Source organism: Mesorhizobium sp. M0088, from assembly GCF_040322895.1.
In the GTDB taxonomy this organism is placed as follows: Bacteria; Pseudomonadota; Alphaproteobacteria; order Rhizobiales; family Rhizobiaceae; genus Mesorhizobium.
On sequence record NZ_JAMYUI010000019.1, the window covers coordinates 1 to 21084 of the forward strand.

Annotated in this window: 17 protein-coding genes; 11 read left to right on the forward strand and 6 right to left on the reverse strand. The window is 60.6% G+C overall.

What is annotated here, in order from left to right:
* Positions 1-255 precede the first annotated feature (255 nt).
* The 8 genes from NKJ67_RS22295 to NKJ67_RS22330 all read left to right on the forward strand — a co-directional run bounded on the left by NKJ67_RS22295 (position 256) and on the right by NKJ67_RS22330 (position 9391).
* Entirely contained in the window at positions 256-1743 is a 1488-nt protein-coding gene (locus NKJ67_RS22295; protein WP_127330906.1) for a DegQ family serine endoprotease, read from the forward strand.
* A 48-nt stretch (positions 1744-1791) separates the two neighbouring features.
* Positions 1792-3099 carry a replication-associated recombination protein A gene (locus NKJ67_RS22300; RefSeq protein ID WP_352583115.1) on the forward strand — a complete coding sequence of 436 codons (1308 nt, stop codon included), beginning with the start codon at positions 1792-1794 and terminating at the stop codon, positions 3097-3099.
* A gap of 171 nt (positions 3100-3270) precedes the next feature.
* Entirely contained in the window at positions 3271-4101 is an 831-nt protein-coding gene (locus NKJ67_RS22305; RefSeq protein WP_127268773.1) for an aspartyl/asparaginyl beta-hydroxylase domain-containing protein, read from the forward strand.
* 66 nt (positions 4102-4167) lie between these two features.
* Positions 4168-4542, forward strand: coding sequence for a fluoride efflux transporter CrcB (gene crcB, locus NKJ67_RS22310; protein ID WP_352583118.1), 375 nt, complete (start codon positions 4168-4170; stop codon positions 4540-4542).
* 62 nt (positions 4543-4604) lie between these two features.
* Complete coding sequence (locus NKJ67_RS22315; RefSeq protein ID WP_127271590.1) at positions 4605-5585, forward strand: RluA family pseudouridine synthase; 981 nt, start codon at positions 4605-4607, stop codon at positions 5583-5585.
* A 47-nt stretch (positions 5586-5632) separates the two neighbouring features.
* Positions 5633-6505, forward strand: a complete 873-nt coding sequence (locus tag NKJ67_RS22320; protein WP_164748929.1) for a DMT family transporter — start codon at positions 5633-5635, stop codon at positions 6503-6505.
* Positions 6506-6517: 12 nt separating this feature from the next.
* The gene (locus tag NKJ67_RS22325) at positions 6518-7309 is read left to right on the forward strand and encodes an ATP12 family chaperone protein (protein WP_256746212.1); all 792 of its coding nucleotides are present in this window, start codon (positions 6518-6520) and stop codon (positions 7307-7309) included.
* Between the two features lie 192 nt (positions 7310-7501).
* Positions 7502-9391: an MFS transporter gene (locus NKJ67_RS22330; protein WP_352583120.1), complete on the forward strand. Its 1890-nt coding sequence runs from the start codon at positions 7502-7504 to the stop codon at positions 9389-9391.
* A gap of 96 nt (positions 9392-9487) precedes the next feature.
* Here the strand turns inward: NKJ67_RS22330 and NKJ67_RS22335 are convergent, their stop codons facing one another.
* On the reverse strand, positions 9488-9685 hold the full coding sequence (locus NKJ67_RS22335) for a DUF2735 domain-containing protein (protein WP_127269123.1): 198 nt from the start codon (positions 9683-9685) through the stop codon (positions 9488-9490).
* Between the two features lie 316 nt (positions 9686-10001).
* Between NKJ67_RS22335 and NKJ67_RS22340 the strand changes: the two genes are divergently transcribed.
* Positions 10002-11042 (forward strand): glutamine synthetase beta-grasp domain-containing protein, encoded by a 1041-nt coding sequence (locus NKJ67_RS22340; RefSeq protein WP_127260164.1) that lies wholly within the window; start codon positions 10002-10004, stop codon positions 11040-11042.
* A 687-nt stretch (positions 11043-11729) separates the two neighbouring features.
* On the opposite strand, the gene NKJ67_RS22345 is transcribed toward NKJ67_RS22340, so the two are convergent.
* The 5 genes from NKJ67_RS22345 to NKJ67_RS22365 form a co-directional block, all read right to left on the reverse strand.
* The gene (locus tag NKJ67_RS22345; protein ID WP_352583123.1) at positions 11730-12260 is read right to left on the reverse strand and encodes a hypothetical protein; all 531 of its coding nucleotides are present in this window, start codon (positions 12258-12260) and stop codon (positions 11730-11732) included.
* Positions 12261-12314: 54 nt separating this feature from the next.
* Entirely contained in the window at positions 12315-14006 is a 1692-nt protein-coding gene (locus tag NKJ67_RS22350) for a CHAT domain-containing protein (RefSeq protein WP_352583125.1), read from the reverse strand.
* Positions 14007-14873, reverse strand: a complete 867-nt coding sequence (locus NKJ67_RS22355) for a hypothetical protein (RefSeq protein ID WP_352583127.1) — start codon at positions 14871-14873, stop codon at positions 14007-14009.
* 464 nt (positions 14874-15337) lie between these two features.
* Entirely contained in the window at positions 15338-16747 is a 1410-nt protein-coding gene (gene glnA, locus NKJ67_RS22360; RefSeq protein ID WP_127269124.1) for a type I glutamate--ammonia ligase, read from the reverse strand.
* Between the two features lie 65 nt (positions 16748-16812).
* Positions 16813-17151 (reverse strand): P-II family nitrogen regulator, encoded by a 339-nt coding sequence (locus NKJ67_RS22365; RefSeq protein ID WP_006205430.1) that lies wholly within the window; start codon positions 17149-17151, stop codon positions 16813-16815.
* A gap of 358 nt (positions 17152-17509) precedes the next feature.
* On the opposite strand from NKJ67_RS22365, the gene NKJ67_RS22370 reads away from it, so the two are divergent.
* Positions 17510-19054 (forward strand): NAD(P)H-hydrate dehydratase, encoded by a 1545-nt coding sequence (locus NKJ67_RS22370; protein ID WP_352583129.1) that lies wholly within the window; start codon positions 17510-17512, stop codon positions 19052-19054.
* Positions 19051-21054: a hypothetical protein gene (locus tag NKJ67_RS22375; RefSeq protein WP_352583131.1), complete on the forward strand. Its 2004-nt coding sequence runs from the start codon at positions 19051-19053 to the stop codon at positions 21052-21054. The genes NKJ67_RS22370 and NKJ67_RS22375 overlap by 4 nt, the downstream gene beginning before the upstream one ends.
* Positions 21055-21084: the final 30 nt, after the last annotated feature.

The following is a 21084-nucleotide window of genomic DNA, read 5'->3' on the forward strand; positions in this document are numbered from 1 at the left end:
GTCTGTTCAGGGGCGGGTCGCTTCAACATGACCCAGTGAATCAAAAACCCCCAGCAAATGCCAGGGGTTTGTCAGCAGTCTGAGGGGCCTGCGGGCCCCTTTTTGTTTTCTGAAAGCAGCAAACCGCGGCGGAATCCGATTTCCTGGCTTGCCCCTGGGGTTTTGGCCCAAAATAGTCGGATTTCAGCGGCTTAGCCTTTCATTTTGCACAATCGTCGGGACAATGCCCCCGAACTTGCCTTGGAGGATTCGCGAATGCGCGCCAGAAGACTGCCCTTTGTTCTGCTTTTCGCCATCATGGCGTTTGCGGCCGCACCGGTGGTCAGGCAGGCATTGGCCGAGGAGACGAAAACCGATCCCGGCCTGTCCGATGTGCTGACCGACCTGCTTCATGGCGTGGAAGGCGAAAACGCCACGGCTGGTCCCGACAAGCGCGTACCCTTCGGCCGCGAGGAGGTGCAATTGTCGTTTGCGCCGCTGGTCAAGCAGACAGCCCCGGCCGTGGTCAACGTCTATGCCTCGCAGACGGCCAAGGTCACGTCGCCTTTCGATGGCGATCCGTTCTTCGAGGAATTCTTCGGTCGCTCGCAGCCGCGTGCGCAGTCTTCGCTCGGCTCCGGCGTGCTGGTCGATCCGACCGGCGTCGTGGTCACCAATTACCACGTCATCAAGGATGCCGACCGGGTCAAGGTGGCGACCGCTGATGGGCGTGAGTTCGACAGCAAGGTGCTGCTCAAGGACGAGACACTCGACCTTGCCGTGCTCAAGATCACCTCGGACAAGCCGTTTCCGGTTATCGCCATCGGCGATTCCGACGCGCTCGAGGTCGGCGACCTGCTGCTGGCCATCGGCAACCCCTTCGGCGTCGGCCAAACCACCACCAGCGGCATCGTCTCGGCCCTGGCCCGCAGCCATATCGGCGTCTCCGATTCCAGCTTCTTCATCCAGACCGACGCCGCCATCAATCCGGGCAATTCCGGCGGTGCGCTGATCAACATGGGCGGCCAACTGGTCGGCATCAACACCGCCATCTACAGCCGCAGTGGCGGTTCGATCGGCATCGGCTTCGCCATTCCCTCGAATATGGTCCGCGCTTTTGCCGACGCGGCCAAGGCCGGGCTCGACTTCTTCGAACGGCCCTATATCGGCGCCGAGTTCGAATCGGTGACGCCGCAGATCGCCGAATCGCTCGGCATGGAGAAGCCGACCGGTGCGCTGGTCTCGTCGGTCGAGGCGACCGGTCCGGCCGGCAAGGCAGGACTCAAGCCCGGCGACGTGGTGCTGCAACTCAATGGCAAGCCGGTCGAGAGCATCGAAGCGCTGGACTACCGGATGGCGACGCTGTCGATCGGCACCACCGCCAATTTCGCGGTTTTGACTAAGGGCCAGCAGGCGGCGATGGATATTGCGCTGGAGCGTGCTCCGGAAGGCATGAAAGCTGCCGAGGTGACGCTGCATGGCCGCAGCCCGTTTTCGGGCGCCAAGGTCGCGGAGCTGTCGCCCCGGCTCGCGCAGCGGCTTGGCCTGCGCACGGACATCAAGGGCGTCACCGTGGTCGACATCAACCGTGATTCTCCGGCCGCCGATTTCGGCTTCCAGCCGGGCGACATCGTGCGCGAGGTGAACGGCACCACCATCGATACCGCGGCGACCCTGGAGTTGGCGGCCAGGACGGATACGCGCTGGTGGCGCTTTACCGTCGAGCGTGGCGGGCAGATAATGCGTCAGGTGTTGCGTTATTAGGGCTGGGTTCCGTGCATTCGGGCTCATGCTCCAACGAAAAAGAAGTGCATGGCCGATCTGTTCAGCGTCGATGAACCGGAAAAGACCCCGCCTGGGCGGCCGCTGGCCGACAGGCTGCGGCCGAGAAACCTTGGCGAGGTCGTCGGCCAGGAGCATCTGACCGGCCCTGACGGCGCGCTGACCCGGTTGATCGGTTCCGGCTCGCTCGGCTCGATGATCTTCTGGGGGCCGCCCGGCACCGGCAAGACCACCGTGGCGCGCCTGCTTGCCGGCGAAACCAGCCTGGCCTTCGAGCAGATATCGGCTGTCTTTTCCGGCGTCGCCGACCTGAAAAAGGTGTTCGAAGCGGCCAAATTGCGCCGCACCAATGGCCGCCTGACCTTGCTGTTCGTCGACGAGATCCATCGCTTCAACCGTGCCCAGCAGGACAGCTTTCTCCCGGTCATGGAGGACGGGACAGTCGTGCTGGTTGGCGCCACGACCGAAAACCCGTCCTTCGAACTGAATGCCGCTTTGTTGTCACGCGCGCGCGTTCTGGTCTTCCATTCGCTTGGCGAGGAGAGCATCTCCAAGCTGATGGTGCGGGCGGAGGAGACCGAGGGCAGGGCGCTGCCGCTCGACGACGAGGCGCGGACCATGCTCATCCGCATGAGCGATGGCGACGGCCGGGCCTCGCTGACGCTCGCGGAAGAAGTCTGGCGGGCAGCCAAACCCGGCGAGGTCTTCGATCCCGAGGGACTGCAGCGCATCGTCCAGCGCCGCGCGCCGATCTACGACAAGGGCCAGGACGGCCATTACAATCTGATCTCGGCGCTGCACAAATCGGTACGCGGTTCAGACCCTGACGCGGCTCTCTACTATCTCGCACGCATGTTCGATGCCGGCGAGGATCCGCTCTATCTAGGCCGCCGGCTGGTGCGCATGGCCATGGAAGACATCGGCCTTGCCGACCCGCAGGCGCTTGTCGTCGCCAATGCCGCCAAGGATGCCTACGACTATCTCGGCTCGCCCGAGGGCGAGTTGGCGTTTGCCGAGGCCACCGTCTATCTCGCCACCGCGCCCAAATCCAACGCCGTCTACAATGCTTTCAAGGCCGCCACGCGGGCCGCCAAGGAACACGGCTCTCTGCTGCCGCCCAAGCACATCCTCAACGCACCGACAAAGCTGATGAAAGAGGAGGATTACGGCGCCGGCTATCGTTACGATCATGACGAGCCGGATGCCTTTTCGGGGCAGGATTATTTTCCCGAGAAGATGGGCCGCCAGACCTTCTATGATCCGCCCGAGCGCGGCTTCGAGCGCGACATCAGGAAGCGGCTCGACTATTGGGCGAAGCTGCGCAAGGAGCGGGAGTAGCAGGCTTGCGTGAGGCCGTTGACCAGATCCACCGGGCAGCCAGCCGGCCACGATAGCAGGGCCGTTGTGTGGTAACCCAAAAAACCTTATCAAGGCGCACGACCGGGCGGTGGTCGTTGCCGTGATTTGGGCACTTCATTCGCAACAGGATCGCGCTCCGCGCGTGGAAAAATGACAAAAACCCTTCGCAAGTCCCTTCGCAAATTCGCCATTGCCATCCCGCTTCTCGCCCTTGGCTTCTATTTCATTCCCATCCTGACGACGATCTTCATCATCTGCGGCCTGATCGACGTGCTGCGCAACGACCGCAAGGATCTGTCGCTGTTCTCAGGCTATTTTCTCGGTAACGGCCTGTTCACCTGGCTGCTTTCGCCGTTCAATCTGCTGGTCGACCTCTTGTGCTACAGAAATCCGGGCGTCTGGAAGCTGGAGCAGTTTCCCGCCGACTACCAGCGCGAGGTCAACGAGGTCCTGGACATCTTCAAGGCGCGCAAGGATGAGATCATTGCCGACATTGACGCCAATTTCGGCGCCGGCCGGCGCGGCATGTATGTCTACCAGTGGTACGGTAAGCACAGGATCGACAACGTCGCCGAGTTCAACAAGGATTTCAAGTACATCAAGACCATAGCCGTTTCCGTCTTCAGCAAGCGCGAATCGACGTCCTGGCATTTCGGCCCGCTGCGGCTCAGCCTGCGCATCCTCTACAATCTGATCCCGGTTAAGTCGGAGATTTTCGTCGAGTGCGGCAACGTCAAGAATTATTGGTACGACAATCCGCTGTTCATCTTCGACGACACGCTGCTGCATCGCTCGGTCAACGAGTATGACGGACGCCGCTACTGCGTGTTCATGGACATCATCCGGCCGTCTCCGGTTCCCAGACTGATCGCGGGCATGCTCTCAATCGTCTCGGTCAGCGTCGAGCGCATCAATTCCATGTTCTACAAGAACTGGAAGATGATCGGTTCGACCAAGCCGAAGAATGCCGGCACGACCTGAGCAGGCAATCGCTCAATGCAGTTGGCGGCATCGGCTGAATTTGAATAGCCCAGGGAAGTACCGAAGATGTTCAATCTGCTTCTCGTCGTCGTCGGTGGCGGCATCGGCGCCGGAATTCGTCACCTTACCAACATCGGCGCGCTGCGTTTTGTCGGCCCCAGCTATCCCTGGGGCACGATGGCCATCAACATCATTGGCTCCTTCGCCATGGGGCTGTTCATGGCCTCCATGATGCGCCGTGGCGGATCGAACGAGGTCAGGCTGTTCGTTGCTACCGGCATTCTCGGCGGCTTCACCACCTTCTCCGCCTTTTCGCTCGATTTCGCGACGCTGTGGGAGCGGGGAGCCACGCTGCCTGCGCTGGCTTATGCCCTTGCCAGCGTCATTGGCGCCATTATCGCCCTGTTTCTGGGACTTTGGCTCGCAAGAAGCCTGCCTTAGTGCTATTGCCGCGCCAAGAACAGGCCGAGCTTCGCTCGGGAAACGGATAAGCGACAAAAAACATGGCAGGCGTTGAACAGATCACGGTGGAGGCCGGCGAGGCGGGCATGCGGCTCGACCGCTGGTTCAAGACCCATTTCCCGGGCCTTGGTTTCGGCCATTTGCAGAAGCTTCTGCGCTCCGGCCAGATCCGCGTCGATGGCGGACGGGTCAAGGCCGACACCCGTGTCGAGCCCGGCCAGATGGTTCGCGTCCCACCGCTCGAGGTCGACAAGAAGGGCGAGAGTGCGCTGACCGGCCACTCGATCCGCAACCAGGGCGATGCCGATGTCCTGTCGAAAATGCTGATCCATGAAGATCCCAAGGTTTTCGTCTTCAACAAGCCGGCGGGCCTTGCGGTGCAGGGCGGCTCGGGCGTCACCCGCAATGTCGACGACATGCTGGAGGCCTGGCGCAGCCAGAAGGGCGAGAAGCCCAGACTGGTTCACAGGCTCGACCGCGACACTTCAGGTGTTCTGGTCGTCGCCCGCACCCGGCTGGCCGCCATGAAGCTCTCGGAAGCGTTTCGCGCCCGCGAGACCAAGAAGACCTATTGGGCGCTGGTCAAGGGCGTGCCGCCCAAGCGCGAGGACAAGATCTCGACTTGGCTGATCAAGGAGCCGACGCCGGACGGTGACCGCGTGCGTGTCGCCGCGCATGGCGAAAAGGGCGCCGATCACGCCGTCTCCTACTACCGCATCATCGAGCAGGCTGCGCAGACGATGACCTGGCTTGAAATGGAGCCCTATACGGGCCGCACCCACCAGCTTCGTGTCCACGCCGCCTACATCGGCTGCCCGATCCTGGGCGATCCGAAATATTTCGAGGCCGACACCAACTGGGACTTTCCAGGGGGCATTCAAAACCGCCTGCATCTGCACGCCCGCCGCATCATCATTCCGCATCCCGACAAGGGCGTCATCGATGTCACCGCGCCAATGCCGCCGCACATGCGCCAGAGCTGGAACCTGATCGGCTTCGACGACGCCAGCGCGGAGGACTGATCGTGAGCGGCGCCAGTGACGCGCTCGACCGGCGCGACACGGTCGACATGGCCGCCGCCGCCATCATGGTCGGGCTGACCTTTTCCTGGGGGTTGAATTACGTCGCCGCCAAGATCTCCTACGCCGGCTATGACCCGGTCTTCCTGTCGATCGCGCGCTCGATCATCGGCGGCCTATGTGTCTTTGCCTGGTGCCGGTGGCGCGGCATCGCGCTTTTCACGCGCGACGGGACCTTGCTCGCCGGCATCGTGGTTGGCGCGCTTTTCGGCATCGAGTTCCTTTGCCTTTATGTCGGCCTGGAGCATACGACCGTTGCCCGCAACACGCTGCTGGTCAACACGATGCCGTTCTGGATGCTGCTCGGCGGCCATTTCCTGCTCGGTGAGCAGATCACATTGAGGAAATTCCTTGGCCTGCTGCTGGCCTTTGCCGGCCTTGTCGCGGTGTTTTCCGACAAGCTTGGCGGCGGCGGAGACATGCTGTTCGGCGATCTGCTGAGCCTCGGCTCCGGATTCTTCTGGGCTTTGACCAACATCCTCATCAAGCGGTCGAAGCTGGTCGAGGCGAGCGCCGAGAAGCTTCTGCTTTACCAACTCGCCGGGGCAGCGATCGTCGGCATATTGGTGCTGCCTCTCGCCGGCCCGCCCGTTCGCGACCCGACCGTGCTGCCGACCTTGGCGCTGCTCTTCCAGGCTGTCTACATCGTCGCCTTCACCTATGTGCTGTGGTTCTGGCTGTTGCGGCGCTATCCTGCGTCAGGCCTGTCCAGTTTCACTTTCCTGTCGCCGGTTTTCGGCGTGCTGTGCGGCGCCATGTTCTTGAATGAGCCGCTGACCATGCGCATTTTCCTGGCACTTGGCCTGATTGCCGCCGGCCTGATCATCGTCAACCGGCCAGTGCGCAAGCTGACGCCGGTGTAAGAGAGACCTTCTATGCGTGACATCCTCAACGACCTTGAAGCGGGCAAATATCTTTCGGATCCGGATCCGGTGCGCCGCGCCCAGATCCAGATGAAGACGCCTCTGCCGAAGCGCTTCTACAAGACCGTCTCGGTCGCGCCGGTCGAAGGCGGCTTTGCCGTGTATCTCGACGGCAAGCCGGTGCGCACGCCCGGCAAGGCGCTGCTGGCAGTGCCTACCGAAGCGGCAGCCGCGCTCGTCGCCGACGAGTTCGCCGCCCAAAGCGAGACCATCAATCCGGTGACCATGCCGGTGATGCGCCTCGTCAACACCGCCATCGACGGCGTCGCCAGCGACCCGCAGGCGGTGCTGGAAGACATTCTGCGCTTCGCCTCGTCCGATCTGCTCTGTTACCGCGCCGACGCGCCGCAAGGGCTGGTGGAGCGGCAGAACCAGCATTGGGACTCGGTGATAGACTGGGCGAGGGGAACACTTGGGGTGCGCTTCAATCTCGCCGAGGGGATCATCCATGTCGAGCAGCCGCGTGAGACCATCGCGGTGCTGGGCAGCCATCTTGCCCAGCGAACAGAGCCGCTGCGTCTCGCCGCCATCCATGTGATGACGTCGCTCACAGGTTCGGCGCTGCTGGCGCTGGCTGTCGATTTCGGCGAGATCGACGCTGAGGCTGCATGGGCCGCGGCTCATGTCGACGAGGACTGGCAGATCGAGCATTGGGGGCAGGACGCCGAAGCCGTTGCCCGCCGCGCGGCTCGCAAGCACGACATGATGGCTGCTGTCGGCCTGCTGGAAGCGCTCAAGGGCTAAGGGGTTTTCCCAGCTCGCCCGGTTTCATCCCGCAGCGCACCTAATACCAAAGTCATAATCCCAAAGACGCGCTGCCTTTGGCGGGCGCTTTCTGTCATTTTTCCCGAATGGCTGTCGTTGAGTCCGTGCTCGGAGGAGAGCGCGGACGGTGTTGCGCAGCATCGAGAACGGGTCTCACGGGAGGATAACGAAATGGCAATAGCATCGACCGCCGGCGGAGCAAGCCGCGCCATGACACGGGAGGAGAAGAAAGTCATCTTCGCTTCCTCGCTCGGCACCGTTTTCGAATGGTATGATTTCTATCTCTACGGCTCGCTGGCAGTGTTCATTGGTTCGACCTTTTTCAGTCCAGCCATCCCGGAAGCGACCCGCAATATCTTCGCGCTGCTGGCTTTCGCTGCCGGCTTCCTGGTGCGCCCGTTCGGCGCATTGCTGTTCGGCCGCATCGGCGATCTTGTCGGCCGTAAATATACTTTCCTCGTCACCATGACGATCATGGGCCTGTCGACCTTCCTGGTCGGCTTGCTGCCTGGCTATGCCACTTTGGGCATCGCCGCTCCGGTGATCCTGATCATCCTGCGCATGCTGCAGGGCCTGGCACTGGGTGGCGAATATGGCGGCGCGGCCACTTACGTCGCCGAACATGCGCCGGACAACCGGCGCGGCTACTACACCTCGTGGATCCAGACCACGGCGACGCTGGGCCTGTTCCTGTCGCTGGTTGTGATCCTGATCGTACAGGCTTCATTGAGCAAGGAAAACTATGCTGCCTGGGGCTGGCGTATTCCGTTCCTCGTATCCTTCCTGCTGCTAGGCATCTCGATCTGGATCCGGCTTTCGCTTTCCGAATCGCCGACCTTCCAGCGCATGAAGGATGAGGGCAAGGGCTCCAAGGCGCCGCTGACGGAAGCCTTCGGTCAATGGAAGAATGCCAAGATCGCACTGCTGGCGCTGCTCGGCCTCACCGCCGGTCAGGCCGTGGTCTGGTATAACGGCCAGTTCTATGCGCTGTTCTTCCTGACCAACGTGCTCAAGGTCGACGCGCAATCGGTCAACATCATGATCGCGATCGCCCTGGCAGTAGGCTCGATCTTCTTCGTCGTCTTCGGCTGGCTCTCCGACAAGATCGGCCGCAAGCCGATCATCATGGCGGGCCTTGCCTTAGCGATTGTATGCACCTTCCCGCTGTTCAAGGCACTGACCTGGGCTGCCAATCCGGCGCTTGCCACAGCCCAGCAGAACACGCGGGCGACGGTGACGGCGGCACCTGGAGATTGCAAGTTCCAGTTCAATCCGGTGGGTACCGCGAAGTTCACGACATCCTGCGATATCGCGACCTCGTTCCTGACCAAGAACTCGGTTCCCTATGACGTCGTGTCGACGGCCGCCGCCGGCACACCCGCATCTGTCAAGATCGGCAACGAGACGGTCGAGTCCTATGACGCCATCGCCGCCGGCGATCAGGCCAAGGCCAAGGAAGCCGCCTTCATCAAGGCCGTCAACATGTCGCTGCAGGACGGCGGCTATCCGCTGAAGCGCGCGGCAGCCAAGGTTGCGGACCAGAAGCTCGATGCGTTTGTTGCCGCCAACCCGGAACTGAAGCTGGATGCCGCTGCCATCCGTGCCGGTGAGAGGGCGACGGTGCCGATCGACCAGGCAGTCAAGGACAAGCTGCTGACCACCGACGAGGCGGCGGGCGCACCCGAAGTCACCGTCTACAACATTCCGGGTGGTGGCGCGTTCGCCATGTTCGCCGATCCTGCAGCAGTGAACTGGCCAATGACGATCGGCATCCTGTTCATCCTGGTGCTGTTCGTGACCATGGTCTATGGGCCGATCGCGGCGATCCTGGTCGAGATGTTCCCGACCCGCATTCGCTACACCGGCATGTCGTTGCCCTATCACATCGGCAATGGCTGGTTCGGCGGCCTGCTGCCGGCAACCGTGTTCGCGCTCAGCGCCTATAAGGGCGACATCTACTATGGCCTTTGGTATCCGGTGGTGATCGCGGCGATAACGCTGGTCATCGGCATGATCTTCGTCAAGGATACGCTCGGCACCGACCTGCACGCCAAGGAGTAGGCAGGCCCGGTGTTCAAAAGAAAGCCCGGCGCGAGCAATCGCGCCGGGCTTTCTCTTTTCAGGCCAATTCGTTGGCGAGGGCTGCTGCCCTTTGTGTCAGCTCTTGCGGCCCCGGGTCTCATCCTCGATGGCTGCCTCATGGTACCAGCCGTCGCCGAAGTCTGCGCGGGCACCACGCAGCGAGGCAAGCTCTGCCGCAAACTTAGCCTTGCCGCTCAAATTTGAGGCAGCGGCGCGCGCTGCCACCGGGAACATCAAAATTGTGGCCGACGGTCGTGTGGAAATGATTTCCATTGCCGGGTTCCTTTCTTCTGCCGAACCTTTTCGATTCAACTTGATCCGAAGATAAGGTCTGCAATCAAGTTAGGCAATATGCCTATGAAAAGATCAGCAATTGCACACTATTTGTGCAAAGAACGACTGTGATTGATCGGAACGCATCGCTTAGGCGGATCACCGACTTCGAGTGGATACCGGGTCAATTTTGCCGCACCCTTCACACCAAGAATGGCACACGAATTGCATTTTAAGAATGCGGCAGGCCGGCTGCTGACGGCAGACGCATGTCGACGCCGTTCAGTGTTCGGTGATCAAGCAACGAGAGGCTAGAATGACGAAATACAAGCTCGAGTATATCTGGCTCGATGGATATACCCCGGTCCCCAACCTTCGCGGCAAGACGCAGATCAAGGAATTCGCCGAATTCCCTGATCTCGAGCAGTTGCCGCTGTGGGGCTTCGATGGTTCCTCGACCCAGCAGGCCGAAGGGCACAGCTCCGATTGCGTGCTGAAGCCGGTTGCGGTCTATCCGGATCCCGCCCGTACCAACGGCGTGCTGGTCATGTGCGAAGTCATGATGCCCGATGGCGTCACGCCGCATGCCTCCAACAAGCGCGCCACCATCCTCGATGACGAGGGCGCCTGGTTCGGCTTCGAGCAGGAATATTTCTTCTACAAGGACGGCCGGCCGCTCGGCTTCCCCGAGAGCGGCTATCCCGCACCCCAGGGTCCGTACTACACCGGCGTCGGCTATTCCAATGTCGGCTCCGTTGCGCGCCAGATCGTCGAGGAGCATCTCGACCTCTGCCTCGCCGCCGGCATCAACCACGAAGGCATCAACGCCGAAGTGGCCAAGGGCCAGTGGGAATTCCAGATTTTCGGCAAGGGCTCCAAGAAAGCCGCCGACCAGATGTGGATGGCCCGCTATTTGATGCAGCGCCTGACCGAGAAGTACGGCATCGACATTGAATACCATTGCAAGCCGCTCGGCGACACCGACTGGAACGGCTCGGGCATGCACGCCAATTTCTCGACCGCCTATATGCGCGAAGTCGGCGGCAAGGCCTATTTCGAAGCGCTGATGGCGGCCTTCGACAAGAACCTGATGGATCACATCGCCGTCTACGGCCCGGACAACGACAAGCGTTTGACCGGCAAGCACGAGACCGCGCCGTGGAACCGGTTCAGCTATGGCATTGCCGACCGTGGCGCCTCGATCCGCGTGCCGCATTCCTTCATCAAGAGCGACTACAAGGGTTATCTGGAAGACCGCCGTCCGAACTCGCAGGGCGACCCCTACCAGATCGCCTCGCAGATCCTGAAGACGATCGCCTCGGTTCCGGCAAGCGCTCAGGTTTCGGCCGCCGCGTAAGCGTTTCGGACTGCATGACAAGATGACCCCGGCGTTTCGCGCCGGGGTTCTTTTTTGGCCGTTACCCGGCTGACGGCATTCCAGGTAAAACATACCCAGAAAAAGTCAGGGAATTCACGCGGTCGCAAATCGCCCGGAAGTTCTGGCCGCAGCCATGTGAGCCTCCGGCGATCACTCCCTATAAAGCCCGGAAAAGCGCCTTTTCCAGCCCTTATCTGGGGCAGTGGACCTTCCATAAGCATCTGTTCATACAGCAGAATCGGTCATTCGCGGCCCGGCTTGCAGCGTTGACAGATCACGCTACGGCATGCGTATTCGCAGGCCTTGGGGTTACGTCACGCGATGCTGTTCGGACGGGCGGGGTTTTCTGAACGGCGGCATTGGCGTGGGCGCCGGACGAGCGGTCACTGTAGCCTGAGACAGTGCTCCGCTCGCTCCTGGCTCCAACGTTGGCGACCGACAGTCATCCGCTTGTCTTCCACCAGACTTTGATGAACCTGAGGCTAACGTCACCGGATTGACGTGTCGTGCGTGCCAATGAGCCGCGCTCATCAACCCACGCTTCCGCGCGATCGTTGAAAATTCAAAGCAGAAGCGCTGCTCGGTTCGGCTGTCGCAGGCCGTAGAGCAGGCCTATCGGCAGGCATGACTATCGGGTCTGGCGGAAGCCTATTCCCTCGCCGGAGATCAGAACATCAATGGCATCGTCACCTTATCCACGAATGACGCGAATCTCTGTTTTCGAATTTCTGCGTCTTCGATCCAAACCAGCACTTCCATCAATACCGCATAGGCCGCCCCCATCAGCTTGCTGTCGCGGCCGACGTCGGGAGGACTTCCCTTGTCTCCATGGAAGAGATTGTTTCGGACCTGCTTAAGGCTTTCGATCAGCCCTTCGGTATCCTGTGCATACGTTCGGGAGGTCCATTCAGCGTTAGGTGGCTCGGGCGGCGCGGCCGGTTTGAACTTTAACTGACTCGGCGGCTTGTCGATGAGTATACGCATTTTCTCATTCCCGTTTACACGGGCGAAAAAGTCGGGACCCAAAGCCGTTGCAAATGCTTTCCAATCTGGCTCGGCCGAGTCGAAGGAACCTTGCTTGATAAAGTCGCTCCTCTTCATGGCATATTCGAAGCGGGAGAAGAGCTTGAAGAGGGCCAAGCTATCGATTGCGAATTGCTCCCGCTCAAGGTCTTTGTCCAGTACCGGTATATCCACGCACGAGCCCTCTGTCTGTCCAATGGTAAGTTCGCCTAACCGAAGAACTGAGCATCAAATGAGCTTGTATTTGTCGGCCTCTCTACTCATCCCATGCAGTGAAATCTCATTGCGGGCGTGGCGGAAGGCCTTCTCGTAGTCCTCACCATTCGCAAGGGCACGATAAAAGGCGCGCGAGAATGCTATTGCCGCGTCGTCAGCGATCGACTTGTCACAGCCGATGACCCACTTAACGTGCACACGCACCGCTTTCGCTACTTCCTCGGAAAAGCACGCGCTGAGGATTACGCACTGAACGGAATCGGCATGTAGGCTGACTAACTCGCCGAACGCTTTCGCGTCTACCGGTGCCGCATTCCCGTTCCGATCTTCGAAAAACAAGGTCCCGATGTCACCATGCCCACTGAAATGGAGGACCTGGGGCTTCCCATTGAAGAGAGCATCCTGAATCTGGTCGACACGTACAGCCCATTCATTGACGACCTCAATCGTGACGACCTTTCTTTCGACAGCCCGCAGCTTTTCCTTAAGGTCGCGTGCCTCTTGGTCCAATCGCAGCCGATCGGCGTCCTTTGGGGCAGCCGACAGGATGAGCACCTTGATGGCCCTCTTCTCGGGTTTGCCTTGTCGCTTGATCGACTGCATAAACTCATCCTCCCCACCAAATAGATCGGCGGTGCCCATCCGCAGGTCTTGCATGCGCAGCCGCCGATAGAGCGGTTGTCCCTCTGCTCCGAGCAGCAGATGGTCTCGTAGCTCCGGATTTGCCGCGAAAAGCTTCAAAGCTTCTTCTTCGTACAAGATGCAGACATTTGAGAACCGCGCGAAATGCTGAGCGAGCAGCTTCCGCACATACTCGACGGCTTCCTGCTTGGACCAATCAAGGGTGATACCCTCCAAGCCCTCGTAGTAGACCGTAAGCAATCCCTTTGCCATTCCTTCCCGCGCTTCGGCATGTGGAAGGTACGGTCCGTCGAGCATAATGCGATGTCGCTTGTCATGATCATGCTCGCGCATCGCGACAAGCTGCATGATCTTGGCCTGCACGTTCGAAGGGAGTACGTCCACCGGGTGCGTGTTGACACCCAAATCGTGCATTCCCAACTTCTGGTTTTCAATGATTGCCCAGACCGAATATTGGACGACGATGTCATCCGGATACGTGCCGAGCGCCTTTACGATCTGCCCGTTGCTGTGTCGTGGATGGAAGAGGTTGTCGACATCCTTGTTAAGGCCGACAGTGATCAGTGCCAGTTTCAGAATCTCTTTATCGGCCTTGTCGATGTCGATGCGCACGCTGGAGAGGTCGAGAAACTTGGGGTCAGTGTTCTGGAGCGCGGCTAAGGTACGCAGGCAAGGATCACAATTCCGAAACTGGTCGACTTCTTCTAGGCGACCGGAATACATGGTCGACAGTGCGGCGATACCCGCCGCAGTTATTTCCGGATCGCCATCATAGTGCTTCAGCGCAAGCTTGACGGGATTATCGGACACCATTCGGCGGCCAAGTTGACCTAGTGCATTGAGGCCCCACCGCACCACCTTCCGATCCTGATTGCTTTGTAGCAGAAGGCCGTCAATCGTGGTTTCGATGGCTTCCAAGCTCTCGGCGTTGAACCGTGCTCCGCCGCGATACATTCGAGAAACATCCTGTAGGATTTTCTTACGGCGGCGCGCATCACCATGGTCCAGTTCGAACCTAATAAATGCTGTTTGTTGAGGGGGAATAATCTGAGGGAGCGCCATTCACAACTGCTGTCTGCGGATGCATTCCAGTGCAGCGCGGGACCAAGGTTCTAAGTCGTCTCTATTGTTGATTCTCGACGAAATATCGAACCAGCATACATCATTCAACGAAAGACGCCGAGTGGTCGGCTCGAACCAAGCAGGACAATTCCACTGCATTATTAGCAGTATTGTCGGACGAACTTCGTCACGATCAAGCACGACAATATCCGTCGATGCTGGAAGCTCGACACGTCCGTCGTTCGTGAACGCCCGCAAGGACAAATCGAGGTCTGTTAGTAACGCATCAAGGGCCCCTTCAGCAGCACCGTAGTCGCCATCCGAGAATAGCGTATTGTCGGTAAAGCCCACGATTCCGGGAAAGCCGATCGTCCGACGGTTGGCGAACTGGTCTCGGTCGTCTCGATAGCGTCCGATGCGGTAAGAGAGAACGCTTTCGGCCCGCCTTACAAGCGAGAAAGACCAAATCATCGTGAAATCAGCAGACGTGGCTTTGGGGTCGACATATTTGAGCGCATTGTGGCGCTCCGCATCTTCGACCAATTCGTGCCACGTATGAAGTTGCGAAAACCTATCGGACATGACGTATCGCGTCGACAATGCCAAACACGGTTCATTCATGAGATCCCGTGTCCGACGCCGTGCAGGAAATGGGGCCTTAAATTTCTGTGGAATTGTCGGGTCCGACATAAACTCGGTCAAGAAGAAGACGCCGGGTTCGGTCCGGTAAAACAAGGTGTGACGGCGGTTGTACAGAATCTCTTCGCTGAGTCGTGCCTGCAAAGTCTTGTATTGCGTTTTGCCGTACAGGTGCTCCGGCACGATGCCAGCCCGGTATGCCGCGCTAATGATGGCGTGAGCGCTCATCGGGCGCTTGGACGCCCTGAGAACCTTCGCGGCTATGTCAAGATATGAGTCCACTCGACTATCACGTCCGATTACGTCAAATTCCAACAGGCTATCATAGCCATTGGTGGCGCGCGATGGCCGATAGAACGGTCCCATGCCACCTTTCGCAGCCTGGCTCCTCCACTCAATGGGCGTGAGGACCGCTATTGTATCGTCCGCATCGCCGCCAGATCGACGGCAATGAATGGGGTAAGTTGAACGAAACGCAGTATCCAAACCGACCGCATGTAAGTCGACTATTCGTTGCAGATAGCTGCACTCGAGAGTATCAGGGGTCGGCGGCTTCGAAGCGTATCGCCGACGCGGGCGAGGCCGGCCCGATCCATAGGCACGACCTGTCAGACGCGGCAAAAGGCCCTTGAAAGACGGAAATCTATCAAGGGCCTGATTATAATATCGAATCTTAGGCTGAGATTGAAATCTCAGACAGAGTAATACATATCGTATTCGACCGGATGCGGGGTCATTTCGAAGCGCATCACTTCGGCCATCTTCAGCTCGATGTAGCTGTCGATCTGGTCGTCGTCGAAGACGCCGCCAGCCTTCAGGAAGCCGCGGTCCTTGTCGAGGCTCTGCAGGGCTTCGCGCAGCGAGCCGCAAACGGTCGGGATCTTCTTCAGCTCCTTCGGCGGCAGGTCGTAGAGATCCTTGTCCATCGGCTGGCCGGGATGGATCTTGTTCTTGATGCCGTCGAGGCCGGCCATCAGCAGCGCGGAGAAGGCGAGGTAGGGGTTCGCGCCCGGATCGGGGAAGCGGACCTCGACGCGCTTGGCCTTCGGCGACGAGCCGAACGGTATACGGCAGGACGCCGAGCGGTTGCGCGCCGAATAGGCGAGCAGAACCGGCGCTTCGTAACCCGGCACTAGGCGCTTGTAGGAATTGGTCAGCGGGTTGGTGAATGCGTTGATCGCCTTGGCATGCTTGATGACGCCGCCGATGAAGAACAGGCAGCTTTCCGACAGACCGGCATATTCATTGCCGGCGAAGGTCGGCTTGCCGTTCTTCCAGATCGACATGTGGACGTGCATGCCCGAGCCGTTGTCGCCGAAGATCGGCTTCGGCATGAAGGTCGCCGTCTTGCCGTAGGCATTGGCGACCTGGTGCACGACATATTTGTAGATCAGCATCTTGTCGGCGTTGCGTACCAGTGCGTCGAACTTGATGCCGAGTTCGTGCTGCGCCGCCGCCACCTCATGGTGATGCTTTTCGACGCGCACGCCCATCTCGGCGAGCACGGTCAGCATTTCCGAGCGCATGTCCTGCGCGCTGTCGATCGGCGGCACCGGGAAGTAGCCTCCCTTGACGCGCGGACGGTGGCCGAGATTGCCGGTCTCGTAGTCGGTGTCGTCGTTCGACGGCAGTTCCGTGGAGTCGAGCTTGAAACCGGTGTTGTAGGGATCGGCCTTGTACTTCACGTCGTCGAAGACGAAAAATTCGGCTTCCGGGCCGACAAAGATGGTGTCGCCGATGCCTTCGGCCTTCATGTAAGCCTCGGCCTTCTTGGCCGTGCCGCGCGGATCGCGGTTGTAGGATTCACCCGAAACCGGATCGAGGATGTCGCACAGGATGACCATGGTTGACTGGGCGAAGAACGGATCCATGTGAACCGTTTCCGGGTCGGGCATCAGCACCATGTCGGACTCGTTGATGGCCTTCCAGCCGGCAATCGACGAGCCGTCGAACATCACGCCATCGGCGAACATGTCTTCCTCGACCTCGATGACATCCATCGTCACGTGTTGCAGCTTGCCCTTCGGGTCTGTGAAGCGCAGGTCGACGAATTTCACGTCGTTGTCCTTGATCTGCTTCATGATGTCTTTGGCTGTCGTCATGTCGTGTATCCCTGTGTGATGACTTTTTTTGATGATGACGTTTTCAGGAGGATGGGGCGGTCGGTTCAGACCGCGTCCATGCCCGTTTCGCCGGTGCGGATCCGCACGACTTCCTCGATGTTGGAGACGAAGATCTTGCCGTCACCGATGCGGCCCGTCTGGGCCGCCTTGCGGATGGCCTCAATGGCGCCTTCGACCGCGTCGTCGCCAAGCACGACCTCGATCTTCACCTTGGGCAGGAAATCGACGACATATTCGGCGCCGCGATAGAGTTCGGTGTGGCCCTTCTGACGACCGAAGCCTTTTGCCTCGGTGACAGTGATGCCTTGCAGTCCGGCTTCCTGAAGCGCTTCCTTCACTTCGTCCAGCTTGAATGGCTTGATGATCGCTTCGATCTTTTTCATGTAAAAAGTGGCCTCCACTGCCAAAAAAACGGGTTGTGACCCCCCGCTTGCGCCTCCATCAAGCACGAACTGTGCCAATTCAGCGGATTCTAAGCGGTCTCATAAGATTTCAAAGCCGCGCCGCACCGGGATGCAAATTCGCGTCATTCACTGCACCGGAAGCGGCATGGGCTGCCAGAGCCTACACAGCGCCAACACCCGCGTCCGCACAAAAATCAGGCACATCGCCTATCCCGCAGGCAATTTTCTGCCCGCGATGCCTTCGTCCCGACGTTATGGCCGCAGATCTCGGCAACTCCCCCTTGTTTGCTTAGGATCGAAATTGGACAATGCTTGATAGCATGCGGATCGGCAATCCATGAGCAACGAACTTCTTGTCCCCGCCGAAATGACCGCGGCTGATCGGCTGACGATCGCGGCCGGTCCGGCCGATGGAATCAGTCTGATGCGGCGCGCGGGCGCAGCGGTCGCGGCCGAGGTTCTCAAGCGCTATCCCTCGGCAAAGCACATCCATGTGCTGTGCGGGCCCGGCAACAATGGCGGCGATGGCTATGTCGTCGCACGCCTCCTGGCCGGCAGCGGCGTCGGCACAACGATCTGGTCATCCGGAGCGCCGAGGCCGGAAAGCGATGCGGCGCTCGCCGCCGCGGAATCACTGATCAAGTCCCGGCCGCTGTCTGATTTCGACGCCGAGTTCGGCTCGATCGTGATCGACGCGCTCTATGGGGCAGGGCTGTCCAAGCCGCTTTCCGGCGATGCCGCGAAGGCCGTCGATACCGTGACAGCCCTGCGCCTGCCTGTGGTCGCGATCGACCTGCCGTCGGGCGTTTCGGGTGCCAGCGGCGAAATATTGGGCAGGGCGTTTCGTGCCGAGGTCACCGTCACCTTCGCGCGGAAAAAGCCCGGCCACTTGCTGCTGCCGGGGCGCGGGCAATGCGGTGAAATCGTGCTCGCCGATATCGGCATCGATGACGGCATCATCGCCCAGCTCGCTGTCTCGACCTTCGAGAATGTGCCGGACCTGTGGTTGCGGGAATTTCCCCTGCCGGCGGTCGATGCGCACAAATACAAGCGCGGCCATGTCGGCGTCTTTTCCGGCGGCCCGAGTGCTACCGGTGCGGCGCGGCTGTCGGCGATGGCCGCCGCGAGAAGCGGGGCAGGGGCGGTCACCGTGCTGTCGCCTGGCAATGCCCTGCAGGTGAACGCGACACACCTCACCTCGATCATGCTGCGAGAGGCGGGGTCACTCGAGGAGGTGCAGGAATTTCTGACGGCGCGCCATCCCGAGGCGCTGGTGTTTGGACCGGGGCTCGGGCCAAAGCCCAAGGTCGGCGATTTCGCCCTGCAACTGATCAAGACCTTGGCGGAGGGTGCACGCGCATCGCAAACCGCAAACCACGGAGGAGCGATCGTGCTTGATGCTGACGCCATTACATCTATGGCCCATCAGCCGCAGTCGCTGTTCGAAGCCGCCCGTCACCTGAACGCGCCAGCGTTGGTGATCACGCCGCATGAGGGTGAATTCGGCCGCTTGTTCCCAGATATCGCCGGGGACAAAACCATGTCGAAATTGGACAAGGCGCGGGCGGCCGCAGCGCGGGCCAATGCCGTCATCGTCTACAAGGGCGCCGACACGGTCATAGCAGCGCCCGATGGCAAAGCGGCGATCAACTCCAACGGTGCACCGTGGCTGGCCACAGCCGGGTCAGGCGACGTGCTGTCGGGCATCATTGCCGGTTTGCTCGCACAAGGCATGCCGCCCTTCGAGGGCACCTGCGCGGCGGTGTGGCTGCATGCCGAAGCCGGCAGCCGGTTCGGACCCGGCTTGATCGCCGAGGATCTGCCGCTGGCGCTGCTGCCGGTGTTGCGTGAACTCTTCGACGCGCGCATGGCTGTTCCATGAACCGCGCCCTGGCTCTGCTGCTTGCCACACTCTTTGCCGTCTTCGTGGCGTCGACGGCGCGCGCCGAGGGCCCTGTGATCATCGTCGACGATCCGGCGGTGCTCGCCGCACTCGATGCCAAGGGTTTCGGCTTCGTCGACGTTTTCGGCGTCGACGGCGAGGACGGTCTAAAGACGCTTTACGACGAGGCACCCGCCTATCACGCCATCGTCGACATCGTTGCCTCTGATGTTGCGGCATTGCGCGCCGAGATGAAAGCCGGTGGGCGGCCGCTCTACGAGATAACCGACGGCAATGTCGGCCGCATCATGGACATGCGCTGGCTGAAGACCGATGCCGCGCGCCTCCGGTTGGTCGGCATCGTCAACCGGCTCGACCGTCGCGATTTCACGCGGCTGCAAGGCGACAGGAACTGCGGCGAGGTGCGCTTCGTCTACCGCCTGGCCTACAGCTTCCGCAAAAGCGGCAAGCTGCTGGCGTCGCGCCTGCCGTTCAATTTCAATGCCGTCTACAGCGCCGCCCCCGATGCCGATGGCGGCTGCGTCGGCGCTGCTGGGCGCTGGACGCCACAGCTTGACGAGGCCGTCGATGCCGGCTGGCTGACCGGCGGGCCGCTGGAGAAGGCCGGGCTGACCTTCAAGCAGCTGGAGCTCAACGCGCAGGTGGTGCGCTTCCCCTCCGGACAGGAAACCGAGTTCGGTGGCCAAGCCGCCTATCTCATGCGGGTATTCGGCATCGATGGCGCTGCTATCAGCGAGAAGCCGCTGGAGAACACGCCCGACACCGCACGGCTCTCGCAGGACGCGGCGCTGAAAGCACGGCTTGCCGCCTATGTCGGCGCCAATCTGCCGGCGGTCGATGAAGGCGTTTATGAAATTCCCGACGAGTTCCTGGCCAGAAAGATTATTTCATGGTCGACCTTCGGCAGTGCGCGGCAGGCCAATCACCCGTTTACGCAATTATTCCAACCTGAGGAATTCGCATCGCTCGATTATTCCGCGCTGAAACTCGTGCGCACGCCGGAAGCGCTGGTCGAACGATTGGACAATGGCGCCTGCCAGGGGTGCCATCAGGCCGGTTCGACCGCCGGTTTCCATTTCATCGGGCTAGACGACAAGACGACATCGCCGTTGAACCGCATCGAGGTCGGGGTTTCGCCGCATCTTCATGCCGAGATCCCGCGGCGCCAGGCGTGGCTGGCCGCCACGGCCGAAGGCAAGCAGCCGAACCGCTTCCGTCCGCTCTCCTTTGCGCCGCCGGCGGTCTGGACGAACGCCGGCGCGGTCGATTACGCGCCGGCGGAGATGGCCATGCCGTGCCTGATGCAGGAAGATGCGACCCGCTTCGGCGCGACCTGGCAGTGCAGCAGTGATACCATCTGCACGCCGCTGGCCACCGCTTCGGGCGTGCACACGAAACTGGCGCAATGCCTGCTGCCCAAGGACAGCGAAAAAATGTTTTCCGGCCATCCCTGCCTGACCGGCTCGATCGCCAGCAACGCGGCGCAGCCTTTCAACGACCGCTACAGCAGATCGGGCCAGTTCGCGGCCTTCGCCCCGGACATTTCCCGTACCGCCTACACCTGCCGTCCGCCGAAGATCGGCGTGCCTGGAGGCATCGCCTATCGCGGCTGCGACGACAAGGACCGTGCTTTCGCGGCCTTCAAAGCCGGCAAGCCGATGCCGAACGAAATCTGCGGGCTGGTCGGCGGCAAGAAATTCGACATCTGCGTGGCCACCAACAATTTCGACCAATGTCTCGGCGGCGCCGTCAATCGCGGCAACCGGCCGGCGTGTTCGGCCGATCATTTCTGCCGCGAGGACTATATGTGCCAGTCGCTGCCGCCGGACACGCCGGGCATCGGCAAGGTGAAAGGCATCGGCTTCTGCTCGCCGACTTACTTCATCTTCCAGATGCGCATCGACAACCACGCAACGCCATGGGGCAGCCCTGTCCGTGCCACGATGGGAGCGGGGTTTGGTGCGGCGGAAGAGGAGTGAGCTGCCCGACGGTTACCTCCTCGGATAGAT

What these genes read in the sequence shown, in the direction of transcription:
- crcB (WP_352583118.1), top strand. Translation starts at nt 4,168, where the DNA reads ATGTTCAATCTGCTTCTCGTCGTCGTCGGTGGCGGCATCGGCGCCGGA.
- NKJ67_RS22355 (WP_352583127.1), bottom strand. Translation starts at nt 14,873, where the DNA reads ATGAGCGCTCACGCCATCATTAGCGCGGCATACCGGGCTGGCATCGTG.
- NKJ67_RS22370 (WP_352583129.1), top strand. Translation starts at nt 17,510, where the DNA reads ATGAGCAACGAACTTCTTGTCCCCGCCGAAATGACCGCGGCTGATCGG.
- NKJ67_RS22340 (WP_127260164.1), top strand. Translation starts at nt 10,002, where the DNA reads ATGACGAAATACAAGCTCGAGTATATCTGGCTCGATGGATATACCCCG.
- NKJ67_RS22330 (WP_352583120.1), top strand. Translation starts at nt 7,502, where the DNA reads ATGGCAATAGCATCGACCGCCGGCGGAGCAAGCCGCGCCATGACACGG.
- NKJ67_RS22335 (WP_127269123.1), bottom strand. Translation starts at nt 9,685, where the DNA reads ATGGAAATCATTTCCACACGACCGTCGGCCACAATTTTGATGTTCCCG.
- NKJ67_RS22325 (WP_256746212.1), top strand. Translation starts at nt 6,518, where the DNA reads ATGCGTGACATCCTCAACGACCTTGAAGCGGGCAAATATCTTTCGGAT.
- NKJ67_RS22315 (WP_127271590.1), top strand. Translation starts at nt 4,605, where the DNA reads ATGGCAGGCGTTGAACAGATCACGGTGGAGGCCGGCGAGGCGGGCATG.
- NKJ67_RS22350 (WP_352583125.1), bottom strand. Translation starts at nt 14,006, where the DNA reads ATGGCGCTCCCTCAGATTATTCCCCCTCAACAAACAGCATTTATTAGG.
- NKJ67_RS22320 (WP_164748929.1), top strand. Translation starts at nt 5,633, where the DNA reads ATGGCCGCCGCCGCCATCATGGTCGGGCTGACCTTTTCCTGGGGGTTG.
- NKJ67_RS22300 (WP_352583115.1), top strand. Translation starts at nt 1,792, where the DNA reads ATGGCCGATCTGTTCAGCGTCGATGAACCGGAAAAGACCCCGCCTGGG.
- NKJ67_RS22365 (WP_006205430.1), bottom strand. Translation starts at nt 17,151, where the DNA reads ATGAAAAAGATCGAAGCGATCATCAAGCCATTCAAGCTGGACGAAGTG.
- NKJ67_RS22305 (WP_127268773.1), top strand. Translation starts at nt 3,271, where the DNA reads ATGACAAAAACCCTTCGCAAGTCCCTTCGCAAATTCGCCATTGCCATC.
- glnA (WP_127269124.1), bottom strand. Translation starts at nt 16,747, where the DNA reads ATGACGACAGCCAAAGACATCATGAAGCAGATCAAGGACAACGACGTG.
- NKJ67_RS22295 (WP_127330906.1), top strand. Translation starts at nt 256, where the DNA reads ATGCGCGCCAGAAGACTGCCCTTTGTTCTGCTTTTCGCCATCATGGCG.
- NKJ67_RS22375 (WP_352583131.1), top strand. Translation starts at nt 19,051, where the DNA reads ATGAACCGCGCCCTGGCTCTGCTGCTTGCCACACTCTTTGCCGTCTTC.